The sequence below is a fragment of the Streptomyces sp. NRRL F-5650 genome (genome assembly GCF_000721365.1).
GTDB classification, from domain to species: Bacteria; Actinomycetota; Actinomycetes; order Streptomycetales; family Streptomycetaceae; genus Streptomyces; species Streptomyces ardesiacus.
Window position 1 is genome coordinate 112,280 of the sequence record NZ_JOGV01000003.1, and the last position, 25,381, is coordinate 137,660.

Here is a 25,381-nt window from a genome sequence, read left to right on the forward strand (position 1 = left end):
TTTGAGGCAACCGCCCCGCGGCACCCGCGACGCCGAGAGAGGAGCCCGCCCCATGCGCATCCTTGGTGTCAACGCCCTGTTCCACGACCCGGCCGCCGCCCTCGTCGTCGACGGCCGGACCGTCGCGGCCGCCGAGGAGGAGCGGTTCAGCCGGCGCAAGCACGGCAAGCGCCCGGTGCCGTTCTCCGCCTGGGAGGTCCCGGAGTTGTCGGCGCGATGGTGCCTGGAGCACGCCGGGGTGCGGCCGGGGGAACTGGACGCCGTGGCCTACTCCTTCGACCCCAAGCTCGCCCGGCCCGCCCGCGATCTGGGCCTGGACGACCCCTGGGACCCCCTGCGGCTCGAATACGCCCGCCGCGCCCCCGAGTTCCTCGCCGAGGCGCTGCCCGGGCTGGACCCCGACCGGGTCGTCTTCGTCCCCCACCACGTGGCGCACGCCGCCTCCGCCGGACCGGCCTCGCCCCACCCCGACAACGACGTCCTCGTCCTCGACGGCCGCGGCGAGTCCGCCTCCCACCTGGCCGGCCGCTACCGCGACGGCAAGCTCGACGTCCTCGCCACCCAGGCCCTGCCGCACTCGCTCGGCCTGGTCTACGAGGAACTGACCGAGCACCTCGGCTTCCTGCGCAGCAGCGACGAGTACAAGGTGATGGCCCTCGCCTCCTACGGCACCCCCCGCCACCTCGACCAACTCCGTGAGCACATCCACGCCACCGGCGACGGCGGCTTCCGCGCCCACGGCGTCGACTGGACCGCCCTCGCCCCGCCGCGCGCCAAGGGCGAGGACTGGACGAAGGACCACGCCGACCTCGCCGCGAGCACCCAGGCCGTCCTGGAGGAACTCCTCCTCGAACTCGTCCACTGGCTGCACGGCGAGGCCGGAGGCGAGGCCCTGACCATGGCCGGCGGCGTCGCCCTGAACTGCGTCGCCAACTCCAAGATCGCCGCCCGCGGCCCCTACCGGCACGTGTGGGTGCAGCCCGCCGCGGGCGACGCCGGCACCGCCCTGGGCGGCGCCCTGCACGTGGCCGCCGCCCAGGAGGGCGCCGCGCCCGAACCGATGCCCGGCGCCGACCTCGGGCGCGGCTGGAGCGACGACGAGATCCGCGCCTGGCTGGAGACCGCCGCGATCCCCTACGAGGAGCCGGACGACATCGCCGAGACCGTCGCCGGGGAACTGGCCCGGGACGGCGTCGTCGCCTGGTTCCAGGGGCGCAGCGAGTTCGGGCCGCGCGCCCTGGGCCACCGCTCCCTGATGGCCCACCCCGGCCGCGCGGAGAACCTCGAACGCCTCAACCACGTCAAGGGCCGCGAGGAGTTCCGCCCCGTCGCGCCCATGGTGCTCGCCGACCGCGCCGCCGACATCTTCACCGGCCCCGTCCCCAGCCCCTACATGCTCTTCGTGCACGACGTCGACCCCGCCTGGCGCGAGCGCATCCCCGCCGTCGTCCACGTCGACGGCACCGCCCGCATCCAGACCGTCGAGGAACGCCGCGAACCCCTCGTCGCGCGCATGCTCGCCGCCTTCGAACGGCGCACCGGGCTGCCCGTCGTCGTCAACACCAGCCTCAACACCGCCGGGCGGCCCATGGTCGACGACCCGCGCGACGCGCTGGAGTGCTTCGGCTCGGCGCCCGTGGACCTGCTGGCCATCGGCCCCTTCGCGGTGCGCCGGGGACGGGCGTTCGCATGAGCACCGCCCCCGGGACCGGCGGCACCAGGACGGGCTACGCCGTCGTCGTCCCCACCCTCGTACGCGACACGCTCGCCGACTGCCTGGCCGCGCTGGTCGCCGCGCACGGCCCGGACCCCGACGAGATCGTCCTGGTCGACGACCGGCCCGACCCCGACGCCGACCCCGGCGCGCTGGAACACGCGCTGACCGTCCTCGGCGACCTGCGCGAGCGCACGGTGGTGCTGCGCAGCGGAGGCCGCGGCCCCGCCGCCGCCCGCAACACCGGTGCCCGCGCGGTCGCCTCACCCTGGACCGCCTTCCTCGACGACGACGTCCAGGTCGGCCCGCACTGGTGCGACCAACTGGTCCAGGACCTCGCCGAGGCGGCCCCCGACACCGGCGCCGTACAGGGCGTGATCGCCGTACCGCTGCCCGGCGAGCGCCGCCCCACCGACTGGGAGCGCGGCACCGCCGGACTCGCGCGGGCCCGCTGGATCACCGCCGACATGGCCTACCGCACCGACGTGCTCAAACAGGTCGGCGGCTTCGACGAACGCTTCACCCGCGCCTTCCGCGAGGACGCCGACCTCGCGCTGCGCGTCCTGGACGCGGGCTGGCGCATCCGACGGGGCCGCCGCACCACCCGCCACCCGGTCCGCCCCGCAGGGCGCTGGGTCTCCCTGAAGCAGCAGCGCGGCAACGCCGACGACGCCCTGATGCGGCGCCTGCACGGCCCCGACTGGTGGGCCAAGGCGGTCGCGCCCCGGGGCCGCATCCGGCGCCACGCGGCGATCACCGCCGCCGGTGCCGCGGCCCTCGCCCTCGCGGCGGCCGGACGTCCCCGGGCCGCCGCCCTCGCCGGGGCCGGCTGGGCCGCGGGCACCGCCGAGTTCGCCTGGGCCCGCATCGCGCCCGGACCGCGCACCCGGCACGAGGTCACCACCATGCTGGTCACCAGCGTGCTCATCCCGCCCGCCGCGACCTGGCACCGGCTCGGCGGACTGTGGCGCCACCGCGCCGCCCCCGCCTGGCGGGAGGTGGCCGCATGAGCGCCGCCCGCCGTGCCGTGCGAGCCGTCCTCTTCGACCGCGACGGCACCCTCGTCCACGACGTCCCCTACAACGGCGACCCGGACCTGGTCCGGCCCGTCGACGGCGCCCGCGAGGCCGTGGCGCTGCTGCGCGCGAACGGCGTCCGCGTCGGCGTCGTCACCAACCAGTCCGGCGTGGCCCGCGGCCTGATCGGCGACGACGACGTACGGCGCGTCAACCGCCGCATCGACGACCTGATCGGCCCCTTCGACGTCTGGGCGGTCTGCCCGCACGGCCCCGACGACGGCTGCCACTGCCGCAAGCCGCAGCCCGGCATGGTCCTGTGGGCCGCCGGACGCGTCTGCGCCGCGCCCGCCTCCTGCGTCGTCGTCGGCGACATCGGCGCGGACATGGAGGCCGCCGAGCGCGCCGGCGCCCACGGCATCCTCGTCCCCAACGACCGCACCCGCCCCGAGGAGACGGCCGCCGCGCCCCACGTCGCCCCGGACCTCCTCACCGCCGCACGGGCGATCCTCGACGCACCACCGGACCTCCCCGCCGGACCGGCGGCGAGCACGGCCGGCCGCGACCGTGACACCGACCTCGCGGCGGGCGACCGCGCCGCGGGCGGTCCGGCGGTCCCCGGTGCCGGTGCCGGCGGGTGGGCCGTGGGCGAGGGCGGCGGGGCCGGGGCCGGAGGGGGCGTCAGTGGCCGGGGCGCCGCATCCGGTGGGGGGCCGGGGGTGGTCCGGGACTCGGTGCACGGCTTCGACCGGAATCGCGGGGCGGGCGACCGCGCCGCCGGCGGTCCGGCGGTTCCCGGTGCCGGTGCGGACGGGTGTGCCGGGGGTGAGGGGGACTGGGTCGGGTCCGGCGGGGGCGTCAGTGGTCGGGAGCGGACGCTCGCCGCATCCGGCGGGGGCCAGGAGCACGCCCGCGGTCCGGACCGGGGCGGGGACACCGACGCGGCGGAGCCCGCGCGCCCCGGGCCGCCCCCCGCCGGGGCGGGGCGGACTCGGGACGGCGGCGACAGGAGAGGGAGGCCGGCATGAGGGCGCTCGTCACCCGGCTCGACAGCTTCGGCGACGTCCTGCTCGCCGGTCCCGCCGTACGGGCCGTCGCCGCCCGGGCCGACCACGTGACCATGCTGTGCGGGCCGCGCGGCGCCCCCGCCGCCCGGCTGCTGCCCGGCGTCGACGAGGTGCTGGTGTGGGAGGCGCCCTGGGGCGGGTTCGCGCCGCCCGACGTCAGCCGCGAGGACATCGACGCGCTGGTGGAACGCGTCGACGCCGACACCGCGCTGATCCTCACCTCCTTCCACCAGTCCCCGCTGCCCACCGCCCTGGTGCTGCGCCTGGCCGGCGTCCGGTACATCGCCGGGGACAGCGTGGACTACCCCGGATCCCTCCTCGACCTGCGCCACCGGCGCGCCCCGCACGCCCACGAGGCCGAGGCCGCGCTCGACCTCGCCGAGGCGGCCGGGTTCCCCCGCCCCGACGACGGGCGGCTGCGCGTGCACACGCCGCCGCCCGCCGACGCCCTCACCGGCCCCGGCCCCTACGTCGTCCTGCACCCCGGCGCCAGCGTCCCCGCCCGCGCCTGGAGCCCCGAGCGCGCCGCCGAGGCCGTACGCGAACTCGCCGCCGCCGGACACCGCGTCCTGGTCACCGGCGGCGGCGACGAACGCGACCTCACCGCGTACGTCGCCGGCCGGCACGGCACCGACCTCGGCGGCCGCACCGACGCCCCCGCCCTGGCCGGTGTCCTCGCGGGCGCCGACGCGGTCGTCACCGGCAACACGGCACCCGCCCACCTCGCCGCGGCCGTCGGCACCCCCGTCGTCTCCCTGTTCGCCCCCGTCGTACCCGCCGAGCGCTGGCGGCCCTACGGCGTCCCCTGCGTCCTGCTCGGCGACCAGGACGCGCCCTGCGCCGGGAGCAGGGCCCGGGACTGCCCCGTCGCCGGACACCCCTGCCTGAACACCGTCACCGCCACCGACGTGGCCGCCGCCGTCGAGAAGCTGATGGGGGAGACATGAGGATCCTGATCTGGCACGTGCACGGGTCGTGGACCACCGCCTTCGTACAGGGCCCGCACACCTACCTCGTCCCCGTCACCCCCGACCGCGGACCCGACGGCCTCGGCCGCGCCCGCACCTGGGACTGGCCCGACTCCGTCGTCGAGGTACCGCCCGAGCGGCTGCGCGAGGAGGACATCGACCTCGTGATCCTCCAGCGCCCGCACGAACTCGCCCTCGTGGACCGGTGGCTGGGCCGGCGTCCCCCGCTGGTCTACCTGGAGCACAACGCCCCCGACGGCGACGTGCCCCGCACCCGCCACCCGGCGGCGGACATCCCCGGCGTCACCCTCGTCCACGTCACCCACTTCAACCGGCTGATGTGGGACGCGGGTCCGGCGGACACGGCCGTCGTCGAGCACGGCATCGTCGACCCCGGCCACCGCTGGACCGGCGAGCTGGAACGCGCCGCCGTCGTCGTCAACGAACCCGTCCGGCGCGGGCGCACGACCGGCACCGACCTGCTCCCCGTCTTCTCCCGCGCCGCCCCCCTCGACGTGTTCGGCATGCGCACCGAGGGCCTCGCCGAGCACCTGGGTCTCGCCCCCGAGCGCTGCCGCACCCGTGACGTCCCCCAGAGCGACCTGCACGCCGAGATGGCCCGCCGCCGCGTCTACGTCCACCCCGTCCGCTGGACCTCGCTGGGCCTGTCCCTGCTGGAGGCCATGCACCTGGGCATGCCCGTGGTCGCCCTCGCCACCACCGAGGTCGCCGAGGCCGTGCCCCCGGGCGCCGGAGTGGTCTCCAACCGCATCGACGTACTGACCGACGCCGTACGCGACTTCCTCGCCGACCCGCTGCACGCGCGGATGGTCGGCGACGGGGCCCGTGCGGCGGCCCTCGCCCACTACGGGCTGTCCCGCTTCCTGGACGACTGGGAGCGGCTGCTCAAGGAGGTGACCCGATGAGGATCGCCATGGTCTCCGAGCACGCGAGCCCGCTGGCCGCGCTCGGCGGCGTCGACGCCGGCGGACAGAACGTCTACGTGGCCCGTCTCGCCGAGGAGCTGGCCGGGCGCGGCCACGACGTCACGGTCTACACCCGCCGCGACGCCGCGGACCTGCCCGACCGGGTGCCCCTGCCCGGCGGCGCGGTCGTCGAGCACGTGCCGGCCGGACCGCCCGTGCAGATCCCCAAGGACGAACTCTTCCCGCACATGCCCGCCTTCGGCGCCCACCTGGCCCGCTCCTGGGCCCGCGAACGGCCCGACGTCGTGCACGCCCACTTCTGGATGTCCGGCATGGCCTCGCAGATCGGCGTACGGCCGCACGGCATCCCCCTCGTCCAGACCTTCCACGCCCTCGGCACCGTCAAGCGCCGCCACCAGGGCATGCGGGACACCAGCCCCTACGAGCGCATCGGCATCGAACGGCAGCTCGGCCGCGGCTGCGCACGGGTCCTGGCCACCTGCACCGACGAGGTCGTCGAACTCGGCGACATGGGCGTCCCGCCCCGCCAGGTCTCCGTGGTGCCCTGCGGCGTGGACGCCGAGCACTTTCACCCCGCCGCCGACACCGGCCGCACCCCCGAACGGCGCCTGCCGCACCGGCTGCTCGCCTGCGGACGGCTCGTCCCCCGCAAGGGCTACGACCTGGCGATCCGCGCCCTGGCCGGCGTCCCCGGCGCCGAACTCCTCATCGCCGGGGGCCCGCCCGCCGGCGCCGTGGAGGCCGAACCCGAGGCCCGGCGCCTGACCGACATCGCCCGCCGTGCCGGCGTCGCCGACCGGGTCCGGCTGCTCGGCGCGGTCGACCCGGACGCCATGCCCGCCCTGCTCCGCAGCTCCGACCTGGTGCTGTGCACCCCGGTGTACGAGCCGTTCGGCATCGTGCCGCTGGAGGCCATGGCGTGCGGCGTGCCCGTCCTCGCCACCGACGTCGGCGGCCACCGCGACTCCGTCGCCGACGGCGTCACCGGCCGCCTGGTCGCCCCGCAGGACCCGGAGGCCGTCGCGGAGGCGGCCCGTGCGCTCCTCGCCGACGAGCGGCTGCGCCGCCAGTACGGCAGGAACGGCCGCGAACGCGTCCTGCGCCACTACACCTGGGCCCGCGTCGCCGACGGCGCGGAGCAGGTCTACCGCCTGACCCGGTCCGAACACGCGCTGTCGACGGAGGTGGCGTCATGACCGTGCACCCGCCCGTGACCGGGCACTGCGACGAACTCCAGGCGGCCCTCACGGCGTTCCGCGCCTCCGCGCACGTCACCCAGCGCTGGGGCGAACGGCTCGCGGCCGTGCTGGGCGGCGGCGGCCGGCTGCTCGCCGCGGGCAACGGCGGCAGCGCCGCCCAGGCCCAGCACCTGACCGCCGAACTCGTCGGCCGCTACCGCGACGACCGCCCGCCGTTCTCCGCGATCGCCCTGCACGCCGACACCTCCTCCACCACCGCCATCGCCAACGACTACGGCGTCGACGAGGTGTTCGCCCGCCAGGTCCGCGCCCACGGCCGCCGGGGCGACGTCCTGATGCTGCTGTCCACCTCCGGCGCCAGCGCCAACCTGCTCTCCGCGGCCGACGCCGCCCGCTCGGCCGGCGTACGGGTGTGGGCGCTCACCGGCTGCGCCCCCAACCCGCTCATGGCGGGCAGCGACGAGTCCCTGTGCGTCGACGCGCCCGCCACGGCCACCGTCCAGGAGATCCACCTCGTCGCCGTCCACATGATCTGCGCGGCCTTCGACGCGGCCCTGGAGCGCGGGGCGCGCGGCGCACGGACCGCGCGCGGTGCCGGGCGCGCGGCCCAGCGGAAGCGGAGGTGACGGGAGACATGGCCGCCAAGGCTGACAGGAGGACCCCGCTGGTCGTGGTCGGCGACGCGCTGCTCGACCGGGACCTGACCGGCTCCGCCGACCGGCTCGCCCCGGACGCGCCGGTCCCGGTCGTCTCGGAGTGCGCCGAGCGGATCCGCCCGGGCGGCGCGGCCCTCGCCGCGTACCTCGCCGCCCGCGACGGCCGCGAGGTCACGCTCATCACCGGCGTCGGTGACGACCCGGCCGGCCGCGCCCTGCGCGAACTGCTCGACCCGTGGCTGACCCTGGTCCCCCTGCCGCTGACCGGCACGGTGCCGGAGAAGACCCGTGTCCTCGCCCAGGACCGTCCCGTCGTCCGCCTCGACCGGGGCGGCGGCCGGGTCCGCGAGGCCACCGACGAGGCCCGCGACGCGCTGCGCGCCGCCCGGGCCGTGCTGGTCTCCGACTACGGCAGGGGCGCGGCGGACGCCCTGCGCGACGTGCTCGCCGCACGGCCGCCGCTGGTCTGGGACCCCCACCCGCGCGGGGGGCCGCCGGTCCCCGGCACCCGGCTGGTGACGCCGGCCGAGAAGGAGGCCCACGCCCTCGCGCCGTCCCCGGACCACCCGGGCGGCGGCCTGCGCGCGGCCTCGCTCGCCGCCGCCGCTCTCGTACGGGACTGGCGGGTGGCCGCGGTGACGGTGACCCTCGGCCCGCGCGGCGCCCTCCTGTCGTACGGCGAGCACCCGCTGCTCGTCCCGGCGCCCGCCGCCCACCACGGCGACGCCTGCGGCGCCGGGGACCGGTTCGCGGCCACCGCGGCCGGACTGCTCGCCGACGGCGCGCTGGTGGGGGAGGCCGTCGAGGGCGCCGTGAGCGCCGCCACGGCCTTCGTCGCCGCGGGCGGCGCCGCCGCCGTCCCCCCGGCCGACTCCGGCCCGGCCCCCGCCTCGCCGCCCGCCACCGACGACCCCGCTGCCCTGGCCGCCCGGGTCCGCGCGGGACACGGCACGGTCGTGGCCGCTGGCGGCTGCTTCGACCTCCTGCACGCCGGACACGTCGGCCTCCTCCAGGCCGCCCGGCGGCTCGGCGACTGCCTGGTGGTCTGCGTCAACTCCGACGCCTCCGTCCGGCGACGCAAGGGCGGGGGGCGCCCCGTCAACCCCCTCGCCGACCGCGTCCGCGTCCTGCGCGCCCTCGCCTGCGTCGACGCCGTCGCCGTCTTCGACGAGGACACCCCCGAACGCCTCCTCGGCGACCTGCGCCCCGACGTCTGGGTCAAGGGCGGCGACTACGCCGGCGCCGACCTCCCCGAGGCCGCGCTCCTCCAGGAGTGGGGCGGCCAGGCCGTCCTCCTGCCCTACCTCGACGGCCGCTCCTCCACCGCCCTCCTGGCCCGCGCGGCGGAAGGCGCACGATGAGCCCCCGCCTCCGCACCCCGCACCCCACGCCGCCCGCGCCCCGCGGACACCGCGCGCGTACGGGGGGCGGGTGCCCGGTCTCCCGGGTGCCGTGGGGCGCGGGTGCGGTGTCCGTGGGGGGTCCGGTGGAGGGGGGTGCGGCGTTGTCCCTGGGTGGTTTTCCGTCCCCGGGGTCGGGCGGCGGGCCGGTGGCCGGGGATCCCGTGCATCCGCCGGCGGTGGAGATGACGCGCCCGGCGCCGCAGGGCCGGGAACCCGCCCCGCACGACGGCGGGGGCAGGCCCCGTGTCCTGGTGCTGCGTGCCCTGGGGCTCGGCGACCTGCTGGCCGGGGTGCCCGCGCTGCGGGCGTTGCGGCGGGCGTATCCGGGGCACGAGCTGGTGCTGGCCTGCCCCGTCGAGCTGGCCCCGGTGGCCGCCGCGACCGGTGCCGTGGACCGGGTCCTGCCCGCCGCCGCACCCGGGCGGGCCGTCCCGCGTGCCCTGGACTGGACCGGACCGCCCCCCGACGTCGCCGTGGACCTGCACGGCAACGGTCCGCCCAGCCACCGCCTCCTGGCCCGTCTGCGCCCCCGGCGGCTGCTGGCGTTCGCACACCCCGGGACGCCCGAGGTGGAGGGCCCGCCCTGGTACGCCGAGGAGCACGAGCGCGACCGGTGGTGCCGGCTGCTGCGCGCCTACGGCATCGACGCCGACCCCGCCGACCTCCTGCTGCCGCGCCCGCACACGCCGTCCCCCGCCCCCGGCGCCGTCGTCCTGCACCCCGGCGCCGGCGCCCCCTCCCGCTGCTGGCCCGTGGAACGGTACGCGGCCGTCGCCGAGGCGCTGCGCGCCCGCGGGCGGCGGGTCGTGGTCACCGGGGGAGCGGACGAGGCGGACCTGGTGGCCAGGCTGGCCAAGCTCGCCGGCCTGCCCGACACGGACGTGTTCGGCGGCGGTCTGCCCCACGACCGGCTCTCCGCCCTCGTCGCCGGTGCCCACGCCGTCGTCAGCGGCGACACCGGCATCGCCCACCTCGCCGTCGCCCACGCCACGCCCACCGTCACCCTCTTCGGCCCGGTCCCGCCCAGCCGCTGGGGCCCACCGCCCCACCCCCGGCACCGCGCCCTGTGGCACCCGGGCCCCGACGGCGACCCGCACGGCCGCGAGACCGACCCCGCGCTGCTGCGGATCACCCCCGACGCCGTCCTCGCGGCCCTGCACGCGCTGGACGCACCCGACGACGCCCCGGAAGAGGCACCATGAACCACGCCGCGCAGCACCACGGTCCGGCGACCACCCGCGAACGCTCCCACCGGGACACCACGCGCCCCGCCCCCGTCGGCATCGTCATCGCCACCCGCAACCGCCGCGCGAGCCTCGCCGTCACCGTGCGGAACCTGCTCGCCCTGCCCGAACGGCCCGAGGTCCTCGTCGTCGACAACGCCTCCACCGACGGCACCCGCGCCATGCTGGCCCGCGACTTCCCCCGGGTCCGCGTCCTCGCCCTGCCCGTCAACCGCGGCGCCCTCGCCCGCACCCACGGGGTCCGCGCCCTGGACACCCCCTACGTCGCGTTCAGCGACGACGACTCCTGGTGGGCCCCCGGATCCCTGACCGCCGCCGCCCGGCACTTCGACGCGCACCCGCGGCTCGGCCTGCTCTCCGCCCGCACCCTCGTCGGGCCCGCCGACGCCGCCGACCCCCTCAACGACCTGCTCGCCCGCTCCCCGCTGGGCACGGCCACCGACCTGCCCGGCACCCAGGTCCTCGGCTTCCTCGGCTGCGCGGCCGTCGCCCGCCGCACGTCCTACCTCGACGCCGGCGGCTACCACCCGCTGCTCTTCTTCGGCGCCGAGGAGACCCTCCTCGCCTACGACCTCGCCGCCCGCGGCTGGGGCGTCACGCACTGCCCCGACGTGGTCGCCCACCACCACCCCGACCCGCGCCCCCGCACCGGCCGCCCCGCCATCGTACGCCGCAACGAACTCCTCACCGCCTGGCTGCGCCGCCCCCTCCCGCACGCGCTGGCCCGCACCCGCGCCCTCGCCGCCGACGCCCGCCGCGACCCGCACGCCCGGCAAGCCCTGCGCGAGACCCTCACCCGCCTGCCCGCCGCCCTGCGCGCCCGCAGGCCGCTGCCCCCGCACGTGGAGCGGGCCGCCCGCCTCCTCGACGGAGCGGCCTCGTGACGGACACCCGGACCACCGTCGTCGTCATCACCCACAACCGGTGCCCCGAACTCCTGCGCACCCTGGACCGGCTCGCCGGACTCCCCGAGGAACCGGAGGTGATCGTCACCGACAACGGCTCCACCGACGGCACCGCCGAAGCCGTCGCCCGCCACCACCCCGGCGTGCGGCTGCTGCGCCCCGGGCGCAACCTCGGCGCCGTCGGCCGCAACCTGGCCGTCCGTCAGGTGAGCACCCCCTACGTCGCCTTCTGCGACGACGACTCCTGGTGGGCGCCCGGCTCCCTGTCCGGGGCCGCCGACCTGCTCGACCGGTACCCGGCGGTCGGCTCCGTCACCGCCCGCATCCTGGTCGAACCGGACGGCACCGAGGACCCGATCGTCGGGGAACTGCGCGACTCGCCCGTCCCCCGCCCGGACTGGCTCCCCGGACCGGCGCTCGGCTCCTTCCTGGCCGCCGCGACCGTCCTGCGCACCGGCGCCTTCCGCGCCGCGGGCGGCTTCCATCCCCGGCTGTGGCTGGGCGGCGAGGAGGAGCTGCTCGCCGCCGACCTGGCCGCCGACGGCTGGTGGCTGACCTACGCCGACCACCTGACGATCCATCACCATCCTTCCCGGGTACGGGACTCGACGGTGCGCCGGGCGCAGGGCATCCGCAACACCCTGTGGTTCACCTGGCTGCGCCGCCCGCTCGGCCCCGCCCTGCGCCGCACCCTGCACCTGGCCCGCACCGTCCCCCGCGACGCCGCGTCCCTGCGCGCCTTCGCCGAGGCGACGGCCGCCCTGCCGTGGGTGCTGCGCGAACGCCGGGTGCTGCCGCCCGAGGTGGAGGCCCGGCTGCGGTCGCTGGAGCCCGCCCAGCGCGACTCGACGGCCCGCAGCTACACCGGCTGACGCAGCGCCTGATCGAGGAGTACCTCCGCCGCCGCCCGTGCGTGGCGGCCGTAGTCCGCGTCGTCCAGCACCATGGCACGGCTGGCCGCCCCGTCCGCGAGGGTGGCCAGTTGCTCGGCGAGCGGCAGGGGGTCGCGGCAGCCCAGCTCCGTCAGCACCGCGACGATCAGGTGCACCATGCGCAGCTTCTGCTCCCGGGCGTAGGAGTGCACCGCGCTCTGCGGGTCGGGGAACTCCGCGGCGGCGTCGATGAACGGACACCCGCGCACCGGGGCCGCGTCGGTCGCCGGCTGGTCGAACAACCGGCGGATCCGCTCACGCGGAGGGACGTCCTGACGGGTCAGGACGCTTTCCAGGGTCGCCCCCGACTGCGCGAGACCCCGCAGGTGGGCGATGACCAGGTCGTTCTTGGTGCGGAAGTGCGCGTAGAGCGTCCGCTTGGACACCGGCGCCTCCTCGGCGACCTGTTCCATGCCGGTCGCGCCGATTCCCTGGGCCGCGAACAGCCGGGCGGCGGCGGCCAGAATGCGCTCCCGCCCGCCGCGCCCGGGCCGCCGGGACGCCGTGGCCGTCGTACTCGCGGTCGTGTTCATGAAGTAAGTATACGCACTCGTTTACTTCGTCGGCCGCGTCGCGCTAAGGTGGCTCCGCAAGTAAACGGACCCGTTTACTTGAAGCCTCCGTCACCGAGGAGTCCCATGAGCACCTTCCTGCCCACCGAGCTGAGCGGCAGCGCGGAGAAGCTGATACGCGGCCGTCACGCGTCCCGCGCCTTCCGTCCCGAACCCGTTCCCGAGGACACGATGCGCAGGATCTTCTCGCTGGCCGGCGCCGCGCCGTCCAACTCCAACGCACAACCGTGGCAGGTGGAGGTGGTGAGCGGTGCGGCACGCCGGCGCCTGGCCGACGCCCTGCGAAGCGCCCACGCCGAAGGGCGCACCTCGGTGGACTTCCCGTACTCCGAGGAGATGTACGCGCCGGTGCACCAGTCCCGTCGTGCGGCGTTCGGCGCCGAGCTGTACGGGGCGCTGGGCATCGGCCCCGACGATCACCCGGCCCGCGCGGCCTACGACGCGGAGAGCCTGGACTTCTACGGCGCGCCGCACGCGGCGTTCCTCTTCGTCGACGGCGACGGGGAAGCCCGGCTGGCCGCCGACGTCGGCGCCTACATGCAGACGCTGCTCCTGGCGATGACCGCGTACGGCGTCGACAGTTGCCCGCAGGGACTGCTGAGCTTCTACGCCGACACCGTCCGCACCGAACTCGGCGTCACCGGGGGCAAGCTGCTCGTCGGCATCTCCTTCGGGTACGCCGACGAGGCCGCACCGGTGAACCGGGTGAGGACCGAGCGAGCTCCGTTCGAGGCGACGACGGCCTTCCACGCCTAGCCGGTGGGCGGCGTCATGCGGGCCGGCCGGCGGGATTCAGTGCCGCGACCAGGGCGTCGGCCGCGTCCGTGACCGCGTCGTCCGCCCGGAACCGGGCGCCGGTGCGCGCCGCCTCCGCCCGGCCGTCGGTCAGGCACCAGCGCCACCAGTGCTCCAGCACGCCCTCGCGCAGCGCCGCGTCCAGCCGCCCGGCGCCCACCACCGCGGGCCAGCCGCAGGCGACGGCCTGCGCCGTCACCTTCGCCCCGCCCTCCACCGGGTCCACCGCCAGCACCGGAACGCCGGCCCGCAGCGCGAGCACCAGCCCGTGCAGCCGGTCGGTGACGACCAGGTCGAGCCGGGACAGCACGGCCTCGAACTGGGCCGGTGTGCCGCACAGCCGCCAGTCGTGCGCGTCGAGCCGGGTCTCCAGCTCCAGCCGGGCGCAGTCCAGGCCGCCCAGCCAGCGCGTCAGCACCGCGGCGGCCTCCTCGTGCCGTCGCCGCCCCGCGTACTCGTGCTGCCCGTGGGTGAGCACCACCCCGACCACCGGTACGCCCGGCAGCGCGGGGGCGCGGGCCGCCAGGTCGAGTCCCGGCGCGGCCCCGGCGGCGTCGCGGGCCAGCACCCGGTGGAAGCCGGTGACGGCGGGGGAGCGGGGGTCGACCACGGAGACGCCCACGGCGACGCGCACGCAGTGCGCGAAGACCCGGTGCAACTCCTCCACCTGCGGACCGTGCACCGGCCCGCACACGAACACCAGCCGGGAGTACGCCGCCGGGTCCACGTCCGCGAAGTGGACGCCGTCGGCACGGAAACCGGGACTCCACACCACGTCGTGGGCGAGGTCCGCGTCCCGCAGCACCTCCTCCACCCGCGCCAGCGCCAGCACGTCCCCGGCCGTCGCCTCCCCGTGCAGGAAGCTGAACCAGCCGGTCACCAGGGTTCTGCCGCGGTCCCGTTCGTCCACAGTGCCCCCGGGTGCCCCGTCGGTGCCCCGGCAACCACCGGGGCGGGAGGGCCTTTGGAGACGGACGTGGAAAGGGGGCGCTGCGGGCCGCTCGTGGAGGCCCGCAACGCCCCCCGGTCTTGCCCCTGAGGGGTACTCAGGACACCGGCGGACCTGCCGGGGCACCCCCGGCACGCGGGGGTCCGCCGCACTCGCCCCGGCAGGTGTCCGTGCCGCGGGCGAAAGCCGGGGCGGCGGTCGGTCCGGAACGGGTGGGCCCGGACATGAGACTCCTCGGACGGTCACCGGTGGGGGCCCGGGGTGGGGGGTGGGACGGGGGTCTCGGGACAGATCCCCGTATGCCCGGGCCTGCGGCACGTGTTCACGCTAGAACCGGCGCTCCGACGGCCCAATGAGGGAACCCCCTAAGGGGCCGCGGACAGGGAAAACCCTCGGTCCCGCGGCCGTAAACCCCACCGTGCTCAGTCGCCGTGCGCGCCCGCCGCCAGCCGTATGAGGTCCACCCGGGACCGGATCCCGAGCTTGCGGTAGATCCGGGTCAGCGTCGCCTCGACGGTCTTGACGCTGACGAACAGCCGCGCGGCGGCCTCCCGGTTGGTCGACCCCTCCATGACGAGCGCGGCCACCTGGCGTTCCATCGCGGCGAGCCCCGCCAGCCGGTCCGGCTCGGCCGCCGCCACCGGACCCGGCCCCGCCGTCCGTGCCGCGACGGCCGCCTCCACCCGTCGCAGCCAGGGCAGCGCCCGGCACCGCCGGAACAGCCGCGCCGCCTCGTCGTACGACGCCGCCTCCGGCGTCCGCCCCGGCCGTTCGGCGTGCAGCTCGGCCAGCGCGAACACCGCCCGCGCCTCCTCCAGCCCGAACCCCAGCGCGGCCAGTCGTTCCCGCGCCGACGTCAGCCGCGCCACCGCCGCCCGGTGCTCGCCCCGCGCCGCCCGCACCAGGGCCTCCGCGCGGTCGAGGACGGCGAGCACGCTCCGGCGCCCCAGCCGCAGCGCGTGCGCCCGGGCGACCTCGATGACGTCCATCGCCTCGGCCGGATGCCCGGTGCGCACCAGCGCCTCCGCGAGGTCGCCCTGCCACCGCCCGCGCGCCGGGTCCGTGATCCCCGCCCCCGCCTCCAGCTCCCGCACCCGGCGCAGCGCCCCTACGGCCGCCGCCGCGTCGCCCGTCACCAGGTGCGCGTGACCGAGCGCGGCCAGCGCCCGCGACAGGTACACGGCGTCGCCGTCCTCCTCCGTGCGCCGCACCGCCTCCCGCGCCAGCTCCAGCGCCCGCTCCGGGTCGCCGCCCGCGGCCTCGGCGAGCGCGCCCTGCATCACGCCCGCGCCCTCCCCGATGCCCGCGTCGCGCGCCAGGGTCAGGCTCTCCCGGGACAGTTCGAGGGCCCGGCCGCAGTGGCCCGAGTGCAGTTCGGTCTCCGCGAGGAACCGCAGGTAGTGGACCTCGCTCTCGGCCATCCCGCGCCGGCGCACCTCCCGCAGCAGCGCGGTGACCGCGGTCCGTGCCTCGGCCAGCCGGTCGCTCATCACCAGCCACCGGAACCGGGCGGAGCCCGCCCCGTTGTGGTGGCACGCCACCCGCGCGTCCTGCGGCTCCTCCAGCGCCCGCCGGATGGTCGCCGCGGCGTCCGGGTGGCCCATCAGCGTCTCCGACTGGGCCTGGAAGGCGAGCGCCAGCAGTTCGGTGCGGCGGTCCCCGCCCCGCGCCGCCAGCCGGGCCGCGTGCGCGGCGTCCTCCCGGCCCTGGGCGAAGTCGCCCTGCACCACCAGGGAGCGCCAGGCCAGTTGGTAGTGGACCAGCGCGAGCAGCCTCGGGTCGTCGCCCGCGTCGGCCAGCGCCTGCGGGAAGACGGCGTCCACCTCGCCGATCGCCTGCCCGGCCGCCTCGATCACCACCATCCACGCCCGCACCCGCTCGCCGGGCGCCGTGGCCCGGGTCAGCACCTCGCGGGCCACGTCCCGGGCGAGGTCCGGCTCCCCGGCGGTGATGGCGTCCTCGGCGGCCGTGAGCCGGCGCTCGTCCGGCCCCGGGGTGCCCTCCGCCGGGGTGCGGCGGGCGGCCAGCAGCCCCAGCGAGGCGGCCACCGACGGCGCCCCGCGGTCCCGGGCCAGCGCGGCCGCCTCCGCCAGCCGCGCCGCCACCCGCGGGTCGGTGCCGGTGGTGGCCAGCGCCAGGTGCCGGGCGCGTTCGATCGGGTCGGAGGCGGCCGTGGACAGCGCCGCGTGCGCGGCCCGCCGCTCGGGCGCCGGGGCCTCGGCGTACAGCGCCGCCGAGATCAGCGGGTGCGCGAACCGTACGGCCGGGCCCTCCGGGTCGGGCGCCAGCAGTCCCAGCGCAGCCGCCTGCGCGGTCTCCGCCTCGGCGTTCTCCCGCCCGGCCGCGTGCAGCAGCGCCGGGGTGGGGCGGGCGCCCGCGCTGGCCACCAGGAGGGTGCGGCGTGCCTCGTCGGACAGCATCTCCAGGCGGGACAGGACCAGGGCGCGCAGCGAGGTCGGCACCGGCAGCGGCTCGCCCGGTCGCGGCGCGGCGGGGCTCTCGGCCAGGGCCCGGCCCAGCTCCAGGGCGAACAGCGGGTTGCCGCCGCTGGTGCGGTGGATGTCCCGGACGGTGGAACGGTGCAGGCCCGTGTAGCCGCGTTCGTCCAGCAGCGTCGACACCTGGGCGCGGGTCAGCGGCCCCAGCCGTACCGCGCGGGTGTCCGGGGGAGCGGCGCGCAGATGGCGGTCGTACGCCGCGTCGCGTGTCTCCGGCCCCTCGGTGCGCACCGCGCACAGCAGCCGTACCGGCGTGTCGCCCAGGCGGCGGGCGGCGAAGCCGAGGAGTTCCGCGCTGGCCGGGTCCAGCCACTGCAGGTCGTCGGCGACCACGAGCACGGGCCCCGCGTCGGCCAGGGCGCGCAGCGCGGACAGCACCGCCAGCCGCAGCGCGAGCCCGTCCCGTTGCAGGGTGGACTCGCCGCGGCCGGTGAGCGCCGACTCCAGCGCCGTGCGCTGCGCGGCGGGCAGGGCGTGCGCGACGTCGTCGAGGACCAGGCCGAGGAGGTCGGCGAGGGCCAGGAAGGGCAGGTGCGACTCGGACTCGGTGGCCGAGCAGCGCAGCACGGTGTGCGCGGAGCGGGCGTACTCCGCGGCCAGGGTGCGCAGGACCGTCGACTTCCCGATGCCCGCCGGACCGTGCAGCAGCACGCTGCCGCCCCGGGAGAGCTGCTCGCGCGCCGCGCCGAACGACTCCTCCCGCCCGATCACCAGGTCGGAGCGGCAACCGGCAGCCTCCGCGAAGTCCCGTGGCACGGTGACCGCTCCCCTCCGTGTGTCGTGTTCGGGCCAATATTAGGCACCGGGGCAGCGCCTCACGGAGGGACGACGGGGGCCCGCCCTCGGCCCGGGCCTACGGCAGCCACCCCGTCCGGCGGGCGGCGGCGACGGCCTCCGTGCGGGTGCGGGCGCCCAGCTTGCGCATCGCCGAGCGCAGATAGCTCTTGACGGTCTCCGGGCCCACCCCGAGCCGCTCGGCCACCGCCCCGTTCGTCGCGCCCGCGGCCACGCAGGCCAGCACGTCCACCTCGCGCGGCGCCAGCCTCGGCCCCGGGGCGGGCCCGTCCCCGGCCGCCAGCAGGCCGCACGCGCGCAGCAGCTCGTCCCGCAGCGCCGGGTCCGCGATCCGCGGCGCCAGCGCCCGCAGCGCCGCGTGCGCCTCCCGCACCTGCTCCCAGGCCGCCCCGCCCGACGATCCGGCCCCGGGCGCGGACGCCGGCGCCGACGGGGGCGTGGCCGCCGCCAGCAGCTCGTCCGCCTCGTCCCGCAGCACCAGCGCCTGCTCCGCGTCCCGCGCCGCCGCGACGGCCGCGCCCAGCGTGCGGTCGCCCAGCGGCTGGGCCGTGCGCAGGGCGCCGTACAGCACGCCGCGCACCCGGCGCCGTACGACCACGGGCACCGCGAGCACCGAGCGCAGGCCCTCGGCGGCGACGGGCAGGTCGTACTCGTGGCTGATCTGACGCGAGACGGAGTAGTCCGTCACGGCGCACGGCCGCGACAGCGCCACCGCCCGTCCGCCCAGCCCGTTGCCGGACGTCACCGCCAGCGCGCTGAGCGCGCCCGTGGCCGTGCCGCTCAGCTCGCTGATGCGCACCTGGCGCCGCCCCGCCTCGACCAGACCGCCGAAGGCCACGGGCAGCCCGGTCGTACGCCGCAGCCGCACCAGCGCGCTGCGGATCTGCGCTGCCTCCGCCGCGTCCACCGCCACTCGTCCCGCCCTCCTTCGCGACCGTGCCGGGACGCACACCCCCGTTCGGGGGTAGTGAGACCCACATCACGGATTAGACGATGGCACGGAGCCGCCCGGCAAGGTCCGGCACCGAGGAGGACAGATGACGACGGCCACGGAGCAGTTCCGCAGCGCACGGGACTTCCTGCTGGAACACCGCGAGGACTACACCGCCGCCTACGAGGGGTTCCGGTGGCCCCGTCCCGATCACTTCAACTGGGCGCTGGACTGGTTCGACGTCATCGCCGACGGCAACGACCGCACCGCCCTGCACATCGTCGAGGAGGACGGCCGCGAGGTCCGGGTCTCCTTCGCCGAGATGTCCGCCCGCTCCCACCGGGTCGCCAACCGCCTGCGGGAGTGGGGGGTCGGAGCCGAGGACCGCATCCTGGTGATGCTCGGCAACCAGGTGGAGCTGTGGGAGACCGCGCTGGCCGCGATGAAGCTGCGCGCGGTCGTCATCCCGGCGACCACGCTGCTCGGCCCCGCCGACCTGCGCGACCGCGTGGACCGCGGCCGGGTGAAGCACGTCGTCGCGCGCGCCGAGGACACCGGCAAGTTCGACGAGGTGCCCGGCGGCTACACGCGCATCGCCGTGGGCGGCGGCACTCCGGCGGACGGCTGGCGTGCCTACGAGGACGTGTACACGGCCTCCGACGCGTTCGCCCCGGACGGACCCACCGCCGCCGACGACCCGCTGATGCTGTACTTCACCTCCGGCACCACCGCCCGCCCCAAGCTGGTCGAGCACACCCACGTGTCCTATCCCGTCGGGCACCTGGCGACCATGTACTGGATCGGGCTGAAGCCCGGCGACGTGCACCTGAACATCTCCTCGCCCGGCTGGGCCAAGCACGCCTGGTCGAACCTGTTCGCGCCGTGGAACGCCGAGGCGACCGTCTTCCTGTTCAACTACACGCGCTTCGACGCGGGCCGCCTGATGGCGGAGATGGACCGGGCCGGGGTGACCACCTTCTGCGCCCCGCCGACCGTGTGGCGCATGCTCATCCAGGCCGACCTCACCCGGCTCGCCACCCCGCCGCGCGAGGTCGTGGCCGCCGGTGAGCCGCTCAACCCCGAGGTGATCGAGCGGGTCCGCCGTCTGTGGGGACGGACGATCCGGGACGGCTTCGGGCAGACCGAGACCGCCGTGCAGGTCTCCAACAGCCCCGGTCAGGTGCTGAAGACCGGCTCGATGGGCCGCCCCAGCCCCGGCTACCGCGTCGAGCTGCTCGACCCCGTCACCGGCGCGCCCGGCGCCGCCGAGGGCGAGATCGCCCTGGACCTGTCGGACCGCCCCGTCGGCCTGATGACCGGCTACCACGGCGACCCCGACCGCACCGCCGAGGCCATGGCGGGCGGCTACTACCGCACCGGCGACATCGGCGCCCGCGACGAGGACGGCTACCTCACCTACGTCGGCCGGGCCGACGACGTGTTCAAGGCGTCCGACTACAAGATCAGCCCCTTCGAGCTGGAGAGCGCCCTGCTGGAGCACGAGGCGGTCGCCGAGGCCGCGGTCGTGCCCGCCCCGGACGAACTGCGCCTCGCGGTGCCGAAGGCGTACATCGTGCTGGCCGCGGGCTGGGAGCCGGGACCCGACACCGCCAAGGTCCTCTTCGAGCACTCCCGCCGGACCCTCGCCCCCTACAAGCGGCTGCGCCGCCTGGAGTTCGGCGAGCTGCCCAAGACCGTCTCCGGGAAGATCCGCCGCATCGAGCTGCGCGAGGCCACCGCGGCCGGTTCCACCGCCGAGTACCGCGAGGAGGACTTCCGGTGACCGAGCCGCAGCGACTCTCCTACGCCCACGGCACCAGCACCACCCCGCTCCTCGGCGACACCATCGGCGCCAACCTCCACCGCGCCGTCGCCGCCCACCCGGACCGCGAGGCCCTCGTCGACGTGCCGTCCGGACGGCGCTGGACCTACGCCGAGTTCGGCGCGGCCGTCGACGAGGTGGCGCGGGCCCTGCTCGCCCAGGGCGTCACCAAGGGCGACCGGGTCGGGATCTGGGCGGTCAACTGCCCCGAGTGGGTCCTCGTCCAGTACGCCACCGCCCGTGTCGGCGTCATCATGGTGAACGTCAACCCGGCCTACCGGGCGCACGAGTTGGAGTACGTCCTGCGGCAGTCCGGCATCACCCTGCTGGTCGCCTCCCTCGCCCACAAGAGCAGCGACTACCGGGCCATCGTCGAGCAGGTCCGCGGCCGGTGCCCGGCGCTGCGCGAGGCCGTCTACATCGGGGACCCGTCCTGGGACGCGTTCACCGCGGGCGCCGCCGCGGTGCCGCAGGAGCGGGTCGACGCGCTCGCCGCCGAGCTGAGCTGCGACGACCCGGTCAACATCCAGTACACCTCCGGCACCACGGGCTTCCCCAAGGGCGCCACCCTCTCCCACCACAACATCCTCAACAACGGCTACTGGGTGGGCCGCACGGTCGGCTACACGGAGCAGGACCGGGTCTGTCTGCCGGTGCCCTTCTACCACTGCTTCGGCATGGTGATGGGCAACCTGGGCGCCACCTCGCACGGCGCCTGCATCGTCATCCCGGCCCCCTCCTTCGAACCGGCGGCCACGCTGGAGGCGGTGCGGCGGGAGCGGTGCACGTCCCTGTACGGCGTCCCCACGATGTTCATAGCCGAGCTGAACCTGCCCGACTTCGCCTCCTACGACCTCACCTCCCTGCGCACCGGCATCATGGCGGGCTCACCCTGCCCGGTGGAGGTGATGAAGCGCGTGGTCGCCGAGATGCACATGGAGCAGGTCTCCATCTGCTACGGCATGACCGAGACCTCCCCGGTCTCCCTGCAGACCCGCATGGACGACGACCTCGAACACCGCACCGGCACCGTCGGCCGCGTCCTGCCCCACATCGAGGTCAAGGTCGTCGACCCGGTCACCGGCGTGACCCTCCCGCGCGGCGGGGCGGGCGAACTGCGCACCCGCGGCTACAGCGTGATGCTCGGCTACTGGGAGGAGCCCGAGAAGACCGCCGAGGCCGTCGACGCGGGCCGCTGGATGCGCACCGGCGACCTCGCGGTGATGCGCGAGGACGGGTACGTGGAGATCGTCGGCCGCATCAAGGACATGATCATCCGGGGCGGCGAGAACATCTACCCGCGCGAGGTCGAGGAGTTCCTGTACGGGCACCCGAAGATCGCGGACGTCCAGGTCGTCGGCGTACCGCACGAGCGCTACGGCGAGGAGGTGCTGGCCTGCGTCGTCCCGCGCGACGCCGCCGACCCGCTCACGCTGGAGGAGCTGCGGGCGTACTGCGAGGGGCAGCTCGCCCACTACAAGGTGCCCAGCCGCCTCCAGCTCCTCGACTCCTTCCCGATGACCGTCTCGGGCAAGGTGCGCAAGGTGGAACTGCGGGAGCGGTACGCCCACCCGTAGTGCCCGGCACGCGGCACCCGGTACGACGACGACTCAGCCGGCCGTGGCGTCCAGCGCCGCGGCCGGCGCGTTGACCGGGTGCGACACCCCCGTCGGGTCGAGCACGAAGAGCGGCAGGTCCAGCAGGTCGGCGCGGGCGCGGGCGTCCTCGGTGTACCCGGCGAGCGAGAAGTACAGGCCGAGCGCCGACTCCGCCATGGCCGTCAGCCACAGGCACTCCACGTCCCGCACCGAGGCCGCGCCCACCGTCGGGTCCACCTGGACGACGATGCCGGGCGCGGCGAGCCCGATGCCGGACAGGGGCCGCTGGTCGGCGCGGCGCACGTCCCGGTGGCCCAGCCCGCGCAGGTAGAGCACGGCCGCGGTGACCGCGTCCCGGGCGGTGCGGACGGGCACGGTCCGGTGGGCCGGGACCCGTGAGCCGGGGGTGCGCCCGGCCCGGCCCGTCGCCGCCGGGTCCACCGGCACGCACAGCACCGTCCCGCAGGGGCAGCCCAGTTCCGGCCGCGGCCACCGGCTCACGGCACCGCAGGCCGCGCAGCGCACCCCGATCCACTCCTCGTCCCACACGCGGTGGGCGACCGCGGTCGCACGGGCGCGCGGGTCCAGCTCCGGGGCGACGGGCGCCCCGCACGCGCAGGGGTACGACGGTGCCGTGTAGCGGTGCCGGCGCCCGCAGGCGGTGCAGCACACCGAGATGGTCCCGGACATGTCCCCATCCTCCTCTCTTGACGGCCCCGGGCTGCCCACTTACATTACTTCCAGATCGTAGAAAACAAATTTCGCTATACGGAAGTTGCTACGGAAGAAGCTCACCGCGGGGCGCGACGGGAGTGCGAATCCGACAGCCGGAGCAGGAGTACTCGATGGCTCGTATGACCGCTGCCCGAGCGGCAGTTGAGATTCTCAAGCGCGAGGGCGTCACCGACGCGTTCGGTGTGCCGGGCGCGGCGATCAACCCCTTCTACGCGGCGCTCAAGGCGTCCGGCGGTGTCCAGCACACCCTCGCCCGCCACGTCGAGGGTGCCTCGCACATGGCCGAGGGCTACACCCGCACCCACCCGGGCAACATCGGTGTCTGCATCGGCACTTCGGGCCCGGCCGGGACCGACATGATCACCGGCCTGTACTCGGCGACCGGCGACTCGATCCCGATCCTGTGCATCACCGGCCAGGCGCCGACCGCGGTGATCCACAAGGAGGACTTCCAGGCCGTCGACATCGCCTCCATCGCCAAGCCGGTGACCAAGATGGCCGTCACCGTCCTGGAGGCCGCGCAGGTCCCCGGCGTCTTCCAGCAGGCGTTCCACCTGATGCGCTCCGGCCGCCCGGGCCCGGTCCTCATCGACCTGCCGATCGACGTCCAGACGACCGAGATCGAGTTCGACCCGGAGACCTACGAGCCGCTCCCGGTCTACCGTCCCGCCGCCACCCGCGCCCAGATCGAGAAGGCGATCGGCCTGCTCAACGCCTCCGAGCGCCCGCTGATCGTGGCCGGCGGCGGCGTCATCAACGCCGACGCGGCCGACCTGCTCGTGGAGTTCGCCGAACTGACCGGCACCCCGGTCGTGCCGACCCTGATGGGCTGGGGCATCGTCCCCGACGACCACGAGCTGAACGCCGGCATGGTCGGCCTGCAGACCTCGCACCGCTACGGCAACGCGACCTTCCTGGAGTCCGACTTCGTCCTCGGCATCGGCAACCGCTGGGCCAACCGCCACACCGGCAAGCTGGACGTCTACACGGCCGGCCGGAAGTTCGTCCACGTCGACGTCGAGCCCACCCAGATCGGCAAGATCTTCGCCCCGGACTACGGCATCGCCTCCGACGCCAAGGCCGCCCTGGAGCTGTTCGTCGAGGTGGCCAAGGAGCTGAAGGCGGCCGGGAAGCTGCCCGACCGCTCCGCGTGGGCCGCCTCCGCGCAGGAGCGCAAGGCCACCCTCCAGCGCCGTACGCACTTCGACGACATCCCGATCAAGCCGCAGCGCGTCTACGAGGAGATGAACAAGGCCTTCGGCCCGGAGACCCGGTACGTCTCCACGATCGGCCTCTCCCAGATCGCCGGCGCCCAGATGCTGCACGTCTACCGCCCGCGGCACTGGATCAACTGCGGCCAGGCCGGCCCGCTCGGCTGGACCGTCCCGGCCGCGCTCGGCGTCGCCAAGGCCGACCCGGACGCCCAGGTCGTGGCGCTCTCCGGCGACTACGACTTCCAGTTCATGCTGGAGGAGCTGGCCGTCGGCGCCCAGCACAAGATCCCCTACGTGCACGTCCTGGTGAACAACTCCTACCTGGGCCTGATCCGCCAGGCGCAGCGGGCGTTCGACATCGACTTCCAGGTCAACCTGGAGTTCGAGAACATCAACTCCCCCGAGCTGGGCGTCTACGGCGTCGACCACGTCAAGGTCGCCGAGGGCCTGGGCTGCAAGGCGATCCGGGTGACCGACCCGAACGAGCTGGGCACGGCCCTGGAGCAGGCCAAGAAGCTGGCCGCCGAGCACCGGGTGCCGGTCGTCGTCGAGGCGATCCTGGAGCGCGTCACCAACATCTCCATGTCGGGCACCAACGACATCGGCAACGTCGTGGAGTTCGAGGAGATCGCGACCGAGCCGGGCCACGCCCCGACCGCGATCAAGCCGCTGAAGGTCTGACCCGCCGGCCCGCGGCGCACCGAGAGCGGCCCGTTCCCCCGGGGGACGGGCCGCTCTCCCGTGTACGCGGAGGGCGTGCCCCCGCGCTCAGTCGGACCCGCCGCCGCCCGAGCCGCAGCCGCCGCCCGCGTGGTCCCCGTGGCCCGTTCCGCCCCAGTCGCCCGTGACCGAGTCCTCGTACTCGTCGCGCCACCTCAGGAACCTGCCGCGGCCCAGCGAGAAGCGCACCCCGCCGCCCGGTGCGCCCGGGGCCGCCAGCCCGGTCCGCAGCGCGAAGCGCGGCAGCAGCAGCATCAGCGCGGCGTCGCCGTGCAGGGCGACCGCGAGCAGCGTGTCGTCGTCGGTCAGCCCGTGCCTGACCGGCGGCAGCGGGTGCCGCTGCCGCCAGAACTCCACGCTGCGGCGGGCGCTCCGGGTCGGTTTCAGCCAGGGGTGGCCCAGCAGCCCGCCCTCGGCCAGCGGAATCCGCGTCAGGGCCACGGCGAGGCGCACGTCCGGGTGCCGGACCAGCTCGCGCGCGGTCCGCGGCTCGTGCAGACAGTCCAGCACCGCCCCCTCGAAGGGCTCCAGCCCCTCAGGCTCCGGTCCCGCCGCGCACAGCGTCCCGCGCGGGCCGGTCTCCACGGCACCCAGCAGGTGCAGGGCCACCAGCGCCACCGTGACGGCGGCCGGCGGCCCGCCGCCCAGCAGCGCGATCTGGTGCGGTTCCCACCCGATCTCCGTGCCACCGTCCACGACCC

At 76.1% G+C, this 25,381-nt stretch carries 20 protein-coding genes and 1 pseudogene; 15 read left to right on the forward strand and 6 right to left on the reverse strand.

Going from position 1 to position 25,381, the window contains the following annotated elements; all coding sequences use genetic code 11:
* Positions 1-52: 52 nt before the first annotated feature.
* From IG88_RS0104980 to IG88_RS0105030, 11 genes and pseudogenes are all read left to right on the forward strand, one after another.
* Entirely contained in the window at positions 53-1,693 is a 1,641-nt protein-coding gene (locus IG88_RS0104980) for a carbamoyltransferase (protein WP_031035389.1), read from the forward strand.
* Positions 1,690-2,724: a glycosyltransferase gene (locus IG88_RS0104985; protein WP_031035391.1), complete on the forward strand. Its 1,035-nt coding sequence runs from the start codon at positions 1,690-1,692 to the stop codon at positions 2,722-2,724. The genes IG88_RS0104980 and IG88_RS0104985 overlap by 4 nt, the downstream gene beginning before the upstream one ends.
* Positions 2,721-3,254 (forward strand): annotated as a pseudogene (locus IG88_RS0104990) (D-glycero-alpha-D-manno-heptose-1,7-bisphosphate 7-phosphatase); the annotation flags it as partial. The gene IG88_RS0104985 and the pseudogene IG88_RS0104990, both read left to right, overlap by 4 nt.
* A 500-nt stretch (positions 3,255-3,754) precedes the next feature.
* Entirely contained in the window at positions 3,755-4,744 is a 990-nt protein-coding gene (locus tag IG88_RS0104995; RefSeq protein WP_031035395.1) for a glycosyltransferase family 9 protein, read from the forward strand.
* A complete protein-coding gene (locus tag IG88_RS0105000; protein ID WP_031035397.1) occupies positions 4,741-5,691 on the forward strand; it encodes a glycosyltransferase in 951 nt (316 codons plus the stop codon). Before IG88_RS0104995 ends, IG88_RS0105000 begins: the two co-directional genes overlap by 4 nt.
* A complete protein-coding gene (locus IG88_RS0105005; RefSeq protein ID WP_031035399.1) occupies positions 5,688-6,908 on the forward strand; it encodes a glycosyltransferase in 1,221 nt (406 codons plus the stop codon). The genes IG88_RS0105000 and IG88_RS0105005 overlap by 4 nt, the downstream gene beginning before the upstream one ends.
* A complete protein-coding gene (locus IG88_RS0105010; protein ID WP_031035402.1) occupies positions 6,905-7,537 on the forward strand; it encodes a D-sedoheptulose-7-phosphate isomerase in 633 nt (210 codons plus the stop codon). The genes IG88_RS0105005 and IG88_RS0105010 overlap by 4 nt, the downstream gene beginning before the upstream one ends.
* An 8-nt stretch (positions 7,538-7,545) precedes the next feature.
* Positions 7,546-8,928, forward strand: a complete 1,383-nt coding sequence (gene rfaE2, locus IG88_RS0105015) for a D-glycero-beta-D-manno-heptose 1-phosphate adenylyltransferase (protein WP_031035404.1) — start codon at positions 7,546-7,548, stop codon at positions 8,926-8,928.
* A gap of 224 nt (positions 8,929-9,152) precedes the next feature.
* A complete protein-coding gene (locus IG88_RS0105020) occupies positions 9,153-10,172 on the forward strand; it encodes a glycosyltransferase family 9 protein (protein WP_051851759.1) in 1,020 nt (339 codons plus the stop codon).
* Positions 10,169-11,098 carry a glycosyltransferase family 2 protein gene (locus IG88_RS0105025; RefSeq protein ID WP_031035408.1) on the forward strand — a complete coding sequence of 310 codons (930 nt, stop codon included), beginning with the start codon at positions 10,169-10,171 and terminating at the stop codon, positions 11,096-11,098. The genes IG88_RS0105020 and IG88_RS0105025 overlap by 4 nt, the downstream gene beginning before the upstream one ends.
* The gene (locus tag IG88_RS0105030) at positions 11,095-11,991 is read left to right on the forward strand and encodes a glycosyltransferase family 2 protein (RefSeq protein ID WP_031035411.1); all 897 of its coding nucleotides are present in this window, start codon (positions 11,095-11,097) and stop codon (positions 11,989-11,991) included. Before IG88_RS0105025 ends, IG88_RS0105030 begins: the two co-directional genes overlap by 4 nt.
* On the opposite strand, the gene IG88_RS0105035 is transcribed toward IG88_RS0105030, so the two are convergent.
* Positions 11,979-12,584: a TetR/AcrR family transcriptional regulator gene (locus tag IG88_RS0105035; protein ID WP_031035419.1), complete on the reverse strand. Its 606-nt coding sequence runs from the start codon at positions 12,582-12,584 to the stop codon at positions 11,979-11,981. The two genes, IG88_RS0105030 and IG88_RS0105035, sit on opposite strands and share 13 nt — an antisense overlap.
* Before the next feature lie 105 nt (positions 12,585-12,689).
* On the opposite strand from IG88_RS0105035, the gene IG88_RS0105040 reads away from it, so the two are divergent.
* Positions 12,690-13,379: a nitroreductase gene (locus IG88_RS0105040; RefSeq protein WP_031035420.1), complete on the forward strand. Its 690-nt coding sequence runs from the start codon at positions 12,690-12,692 to the stop codon at positions 13,377-13,379.
* Between the two features lie 13 nt (positions 13,380-13,392).
* Here the strand turns inward: IG88_RS0105040 and IG88_RS0105045 are convergent, their stop codons facing one another.
* The 3 genes from IG88_RS0105045 to IG88_RS0105055 form a co-directional block, all read right to left on the reverse strand.
* Positions 13,393-14,328 (reverse strand): polysaccharide pyruvyl transferase family protein, encoded by a 936-nt coding sequence (locus IG88_RS0105045; protein ID WP_037835345.1) that lies wholly within the window; start codon positions 14,326-14,328, stop codon positions 13,393-13,395.
* Between the two features lie 461 nt (positions 14,329-14,789).
* A complete protein-coding gene (locus tag IG88_RS0105050) occupies positions 14,790-17,621 on the reverse strand; it encodes an ATP-binding protein (protein WP_031035424.1) in 2,832 nt (943 codons plus the stop codon).
* 97 nt (positions 17,622-17,718) lie between these two features.
* Positions 17,719-18,573, reverse strand: a complete 855-nt coding sequence (locus tag IG88_RS0105055) for a helix-turn-helix transcriptional regulator (RefSeq protein ID WP_031035426.1) — start codon at positions 18,571-18,573, stop codon at positions 17,719-17,721.
* Positions 18,574-18,697: 124 nt separating this feature from the next.
* On the opposite strand from IG88_RS0105055, the gene ibuL reads away from it, so the two are divergent.
* Positions 18,698-20,374 carry an isobutyrate:CoA ligase IbuL gene (ibuL, locus tag IG88_RS0105060; RefSeq protein WP_031035428.1) on the forward strand — a complete coding sequence of 559 codons (1,677 nt, stop codon included), beginning with the start codon at positions 18,698-18,700 and terminating at the stop codon, positions 20,372-20,374.
* Entirely contained in the window at positions 20,371-21,990 is a 1,620-nt protein-coding gene (lbuL, locus tag IG88_RS0105065) for a linear/branched/unsaturated fatty acid:CoA ligase LbuL (protein ID WP_031035430.1), read from the forward strand. Before ibuL ends, lbuL begins: the two co-directional genes overlap by 4 nt.
* A gap of 33 nt (positions 21,991-22,023) precedes the next feature.
* Here lbuL and IG88_RS0105070 read toward each other — a convergent pair whose 3' ends face one another.
* Complete coding sequence (locus IG88_RS0105070) at positions 22,024-22,701, reverse strand: hypothetical protein (protein WP_031035432.1); 678 nt, start codon at positions 22,699-22,701, stop codon at positions 22,024-22,026.
* A gap of 155 nt (positions 22,702-22,856) precedes the next feature.
* On the opposite strand from IG88_RS0105070, the gene gcl reads away from it, so the two are divergent.
* Positions 22,857-24,641, forward strand: a complete 1,785-nt coding sequence (gene gcl, locus IG88_RS0105075; RefSeq protein WP_031035434.1) for a glyoxylate carboligase — start codon at positions 22,857-22,859, stop codon at positions 24,639-24,641.
* Between the two features lie 87 nt (positions 24,642-24,728).
* On the opposite strand, the gene IG88_RS0105080 is transcribed toward gcl, so the two are convergent.
* Positions 24,729-25,376 carry a TIGR04222 domain-containing membrane protein gene (locus IG88_RS0105080; protein ID WP_031035437.1) on the reverse strand — a complete coding sequence of 216 codons (648 nt, stop codon included), beginning with the start codon at positions 25,374-25,376 and terminating at the stop codon, positions 24,729-24,731.
* Positions 25,377-25,381 lie beyond the last annotated feature (5 nt).